Raw genomic sequence first — 5799 nt, 5'->3', positions numbered from 1 at the left:
TGGTCGCCACCGGCGGAGCGCCGGTCACCGCCGAACCGCTGGTCGCCACCGGAACGCGGGCCGGCGGCGTCGGGGCGGCGCGGCGCGTATCCCCGCTCGGGGCCGTTCGACGCCCCGGTCACGCGAGCTCCTCGCCGGCGGCGACCCGGGTGCCCCGGGCCCAGTCGGTGGCCGGCATCGCCTTCTTGCCCGCCGCTCGCACCTCGCCCAGCCGCACCGGGCCGGTGGCCGTGCCGGCCAGCACCCGGGACTTCTCCACCAGCAGCTCACCGGGTTTCAGCTCGGGCCCGTCCGGCACCACGGTCACCGGGCCGAGTTTCACCCGGTCGCCCCGGAAGGTGGTCCACGGGCCGGGGGCCGGGGTGCACGCCCGGATCCGCCGGTCCACCGCGAACGCCGGGTCGGACCAGCGCACCCGGGCGTCCTCCACGGTCAGCTTCGGCGCCAGCGACACCCCGTCGGCGGGCTGCGGCTCGGCCCGCGCGATGCCCGCCCCGATCGCGTCGAGGACGGCCACCAGCAGGCCGGCGCCGGAGTGCGCGAGCCGCTCCAGCAGGTCGCCGGAGGTGTCGGTGGGGCGGATCTCGTCGGTCACCGTGCCGAAGACCGGCCCGGTGTCCAGGCCCTCCTCCAACTGGAACACGCTGGCCCCGGTCAGCTCGTCGCCGTGCAGCACCGCGTGCTGCACCGGCGCGGCGCCCCGCCAGGCGGGCAGCAGCGAGAAGTGCAGGTTGATCCAGCCGTGCCGGGGGATCTCCAGCGCGACCGGGGGCACCAGCGCGCCGTAGGCGACCACCGGCACGCAGTCCGGGGCCAGCTCACGCAGCCGGTCCAGGAACTCCGGCTCCCGGGGTCGGGCCGGGGTCAGCACCTCCACCCCGTGCGCGTCGGCCCACGCCCCCACCGGGGAGCGGACCAGACCCCGCCCGCGACCGGCGGGCGCGTCGGGACGGGTGACCACGGCGAGCAGCTCGTGCCCGGAGGCCGCCAGGGCGTCCAGGGCGGGTACGGCGACGGCCGGCGTACCGGCGAAGATCAGACGCATCGGCCGGGTCACCGCCCCAGGCCGAAGGGGCTGGTGTGCGGGTTGACCTTCACCGTCGGCGGGGCACCGGGGTCGTACCACTCGGCCGCCCGGATCGCCTTCATCGCCGCCTTGCGGCCGGCCTGGTCGAGCCGGTCGAGGAAGAGGACCCCGTCGAGGTGGTCGGTCTCGTGCTGGACGCAGCGGGCCATCAGGCCGGTGCCGACGATCTGCATCGGGTCGCCGTAGCCGTTGAAGCCCTTGGCGATCACGTTCTGCCGCCGCCTGGTGTCGAAGTAGAGCCCGGGGATGGACAGGCAGCCCTCCGGGCCGTCCTGCTCCTCCTCGTCGGGAAACTCCAGCACCGGGTTGACCAGGTGCCCGACCACGTCGTCGACGTCGAAGGCGAACACCCGCAGCCCCACGCCGAGCTGGGGCGCGGCCAGACCGGCGCCGTTCTGCTCGCGCATCGTGTCGGTGAGATCGGTGATGAGCTTGCGCAGCTCGACGTCGAAGTCGACCACCGGATCGGCCGGCGTGCGCAGCACCGGATCGCCGAAGAGACGGATGGGCTGGACGGTCACGCGGGATGGCTCCTTCGACGGCGGGACGGGCAGTGCCGTACCAGTCTACGGAGTGACCGGGGCGGTTCCCGGCGGCCTACCACGGTCGGTGACCGCCGCAGGCGGTGGCCCCGGTCACGGTCACGCCGGCTACCGGCCGTCGGAGCCGCCGACGGTGGCCGGCAGGGTGTCGGAGCCACCGACGGTGGCCGGCAGGGTGTCGTAGCCGCGCAGGGTCAGCCGGGGCCGACGCCGGGGGCGGGCGGCCAGCTCCAGGCCGGGCAGCCGGCGCACCAGCAGCGGGAAGGCGACCTGCGCCTCCAGCCGGGCCAGGCCGGCGCCGAGACAGAAGTGCGCCCCCGCGCCGAAGGAGAGCGGCTGCGGGTGTGCCCGCCAGGCGTCGAAGCGGTCCGGCTCGGGGTACCGGCGCGGGTCCCGGTTCGCGGCGCCGAGCAGGACGAGCACCCAACTGCCGGCGGGCAGGTCCAGCCCACCGGAGCGGACCGCGGTGGTGGTGATGCGGGTGGTGAGCTGCACCGGCGAGTCGTACCGGAGCAGCTCCTCGACGTACTGCGGGGCGAGGTCGGGCCGGGTGCGCAGCGCCTCGGCCTCCCGGGGGTGGTCGAGGAGCACGACCAGGCCGTTGCCGAGCAGGTTGGTGGTCGTCTCGAAGCCGGCCACCAGCAGCACCACCAGGTTGGCCAGCAGTTCGTCGCCGGTGAGCCGGTCGCCGTCGGCGTCGTGCACCCTGACCAGCGCGCTGGTCAGGTCGTCGGCGGGGGCCCGGCGGCGGGCCTCGATCAGCTCGGTGAGGTAGGCGCGCAGCTCGGTGGCGCCCCGGTCGGCGACGGCCAGCTCCGCCGCGGTGATCTCGGGCTCCAACACCACGGTCAGGTCGGCCGACCAGCGCCGGAACAGCGGCCAGTCCGCCGCCGGGACGCCGAGCAGCGTGCAGATCACCCCGACCGGCAACGGGTACGCGAACTCGGCCATCACGTCCACCACGGCGCCGTCGCGGCCCTTCGCGGCCATCGCGTCGATCAGCTCGCCGGCCTGGGCGGTGATCACGGCACGCAGCTCGGCGATCCGGCGGGGGGTGAACGCGCCGGCCGCGAGCCGGCGCATCCGGCTGTGGTCGGGCGGGTTGGTGCGCAGCATCGACCGGGAGATCGACTCCATCGCCGGGCTGCCCCGCCAGCCGGGCAGCACCTGGTCGCGCAGCACGTCGTCGAGCACGCCGAACCGGTTGTCACGCAGGATCGCGTCCGCCTCGGCGTAGCCGTTGACCAGGGAGAACTCCGGCCCCTGGAGCACCGGCCCGTGGGCGCGCAGCCGCGCGTAGGTCGGATACGGGTCCACCCGGCCCGGCGGGGAGAGCAGCGCCGTCATCGCCTCGGCAGCATCCACCTGAGCCTCCCCGTCGACGCCTGGAAGGCACCATCATGCCGAACCGGGCACCGGCCCGCAGCCCCGGCCGGACGACCCCGACAGCCGGCACCCCGGCCCACTCCGGCTCCGGGCACCACCCGGTCGAGCCGGTCAGGCCGAGCCGGTCAGGCGCCGGGCGCCGGCTCCCCGGCCAGCACCGCGTCCCCGCCGAGCAGGGCGTGCTCCGGCAGCGGCAGCCGGATGCCGTGGGCCGCCTCCCAGTCGTACACGGTCGAGGGGCGGACCTGGGCGGCGAAGTACTCCACCGCGCTCACCCCGCCGACGACCGGCTCCTCCACCTCGGCCACCAGCCGGCCCGGGACGAGGCGGAAGCCGCTCTGCAGGGCGGCGCTGAGCCGGCGGTGCCCGTCCACGACGTAGAAGTACTCGCCGGTGTAGCCGATCTTCAGCGGCTCCAGCGCCTGGTTGCCCGCGGCGGCCACCTCGCCCACGAAGTCCGAGTCCCACAGGTCCCGCAGGGCGGACACGTCCTCGGTGGGGTACACGCGGGCCGGGTCGAGCAGCAGCAGCGGCGGGTCCTGGGTGACGATGTCGGCGCCGAGGGTACCGGTGAAGACGGCGATCACCTGCTCGATCACCTCGTCGGCCCGGGCCCGCGTGGTGTCGCAGATCAGGTCGTAGTTGCGCAGCCGGGCCTTGTCCACGCCGTACCGGACGATGAAGCGGTTCCGCTCGCTCTCGCTGCGCTCGCGCAGCCGGAGCTTCGCCTCCTCCTGGGAGGTGTAGCTCTCGGCCGGGCCGGAGGGGCGGGCCAGCACCCGCCGGGCCGCCTCGCCCGGCTCGGTGATCATGTGCACCTTGAGCGCGTCGGTGAAGAAGTGCCAGGCCAGCCGGGAGTCCATGACCAGGCGCTCCCCGGAGGCGGCGATGTCCCGCTGCAACTGGTCGACGTACCCGTCGACGGCCTGGTCCAGCTCGGCGTGCAGGTTGAGCTGGAGCGCGGTCATCTGCCGCTCCTGCGCCATCTGCCGGTACAGGTCGCCGACGCTGACCCGGCGCAGCCCCAGCCGCTCGGCGATCTCGACGGAGACGGTGCTCTTGCCGCTGCCGAGGTCACCGTTGAAGACGATCGATTGACGTACGGTCACGACTGGTCCACCCCTGATCACCGTCTGGTTGACATCATCGACTCGGCGTCGCCGGGACGCCGGGACCGACCCGACCTCGTCGTGACGCCGCCACCGACCCGTCACTCACGGTGACGCCGGCCCCACCACCGTCGCCACGTCCGCGCGCCCGGGCATGACGGGCGATGCTATCACTTCGGGACCAACAGCCCGGCACGACGCCACTCAGAACAGGCTCAGCGGATCCACCTGGAGACGGACCGGATCGACGGCCTTACGCGCCGTACGCGCGGCGGCGGCGGCGTGCAACGCCCCGGCGAGCGCGGCGGCCCGCGCCCGGGGCACCCGGACCAGCATCCGCTCCCGGTCGTCGTCGGCCGGGACCGGGCCGAGCACCTCGGCCCCCTCGGGCAGGCGGGCCTCGGACAGCAGGTCGGCCACCGCGTCGGCGGTGCCGGTCACGCTGGCCATCCGGACCGCCGGGGGGAAGCCCAACTCCCGGCGTTCGGCCAGTTCCCGGGCGGCGAACCAGGCGGCGTCCCAACGTAGCAGCGCCTGCACCGGGGCGAGCGCGCCGTCGGCGACCACCACCACCCGGCCGCCCCCGGCGGCCGGCCGGGCCAGCGCGGCGGCGGTCATCCAGCGGCGCAGCGCCTCCTCCCCGGCGCGCAGGTCGGCCCGGGTGAGCAGCGCCCACGAGTCGAGCAGCAGCACCGCGCCGTACCCACCGGCGGCCACCGGCTCGGCGCCCGGCGTGGCGATCACCAGCCCGGCCCCGCCGGGCACGGCGGTCAGCACCTCGTCCCGGCCCGAGGTCCGCACCGGCACCCCCGGGAAGGCCCGGCCCAACTCCTCGGCGGTGCGCCGGGCACCGACGACCGCGGCCCGCAGCCGCCGCCCGCCGCACTCCGGGCAGGCGTACGCGGCGGCGACCCGACCGCACCAGCGGCAGGCCGGCGTGCCGGTGGCCGACGGCAGCGCCAGCGGCCCGGCGCAGTGCGGGCAGCGGGCCGGGCTCCGGCACTCGGCACAGGCCACGGCGGGCAGGTATCCCCGGCGGGGCACCTGCACCAGCACCGGCAGGTCGGCGCGGACCGCCTCCCGGGCCGCGGTCCAGGCCAGGCTGGGCAGCCGGGCGGTCGCCGCGCCCGGGTCGCGGGCCAGTTGCGGATCGTCGCCGGTCGGCGTCACCGCCGGGGTACGCCGGCGCAGGACGGCCCGGTCGGCGGCCACCTCGCGGGCCCACCCGGTCTCGATCAGCAGTTGCGCCTCGGCGGTCCGGGAGAAGCCGCCCACCAGCGCGGCGGCGTCGGTGAGCTGGGACCGGGTCAGCAGCACCTCCCGGGCGTGCGGGTACGGGTCCCGGGGCTCGGCGTGCACGTCGTCCCCGTCGTCCCAGATCGCCACCAGCCCGAGCCGGTCGACCGGGGCGAACATCGCCGCCCGGGTGCCGATCACCACCGGCACCTCGCCCCGCCGGGCGGCGAGGAAGGCCCGGTACCGCCGGGCCGGGCCGAGCGCGGCCGACAGCCGCACGTGCCGCCCCTCGCCCAGCGTCGCCGTCAGCGCGGCGTCCAGCCGGTCCAGGTCACGACCGTCGGCGACCACCATCACCACGCCCCGACCACCGGCGACGGTCGCGGCGGCGGCCTCGGCGTAGCGGGCCGCCCAGTCCTCCCCCGGCAGCGCGGACCAG

5 protein-coding genes are annotated in these 5799 nt (G+C 76.0%); all 5 read right to left on the bottom strand.

The annotated features are described in order from the left end of the window. Positions 1-118: 118 nt before the first annotated feature. On the bottom strand, positions 119-1045 hold the full coding sequence (gene fmt, locus AWW66_RS31100) for a methionyl-tRNA formyltransferase (protein ID WP_067374116.1): 927 nt from the start codon (positions 1043-1045) through the stop codon (positions 119-121). 8 nt (positions 1046-1053) lie between these two features. Continuing rightward, a complete protein-coding gene (gene def / locus AWW66_RS31095; protein ID WP_067374110.1) occupies positions 1054-1608 on the bottom strand; it encodes a peptide deformylase in 555 nt (184 codons plus the stop codon). A gap of 129 nt (positions 1609-1737) precedes the next feature. Then, positions 1738-2994, bottom strand: a complete 1257-nt coding sequence (locus AWW66_RS31090; RefSeq protein ID WP_067374107.1) for a cytochrome P450 — start codon at positions 2992-2994, stop codon at positions 1738-1740. Positions 2995-3140: 146 nt separating this feature from the next. Continuing rightward, positions 3141-4124, bottom strand: coding sequence for an AAA family ATPase (locus tag AWW66_RS31085; protein ID WP_067374105.1), 984 nt, complete (start codon positions 4122-4124; stop codon positions 3141-3143). Positions 4125-4328: 204 nt separating this feature from the next. Further along, positions 4329-5799 (bottom strand): primosome assembly protein PriA (locus AWW66_RS31080; RefSeq protein WP_067374102.1); only part of this gene is annotated, 1471 nt, incomplete at its 5' end.

It is taken from the genome of Micromonospora rosaria (genome assembly GCF_001567585.1).
GTDB classification, from domain to species: domain Bacteria; phylum Actinomycetota; class Actinomycetes; order Mycobacteriales; family Micromonosporaceae; genus Micromonospora; species Micromonospora rosaria.
Note: the sequence above shows the minus strand (reverse complement) of the source record. Positions and strands in the feature narration are given on the sequence as shown.

What these genes read in the sequence shown, in the direction of transcription:
- fmt (WP_067374116.1), bottom strand. Translation starts at nt 1,045, where the DNA reads ATGCGTCTGATCTTCGCCGGTACGCCGGCCGTCGCCGTACCCGCCCTG.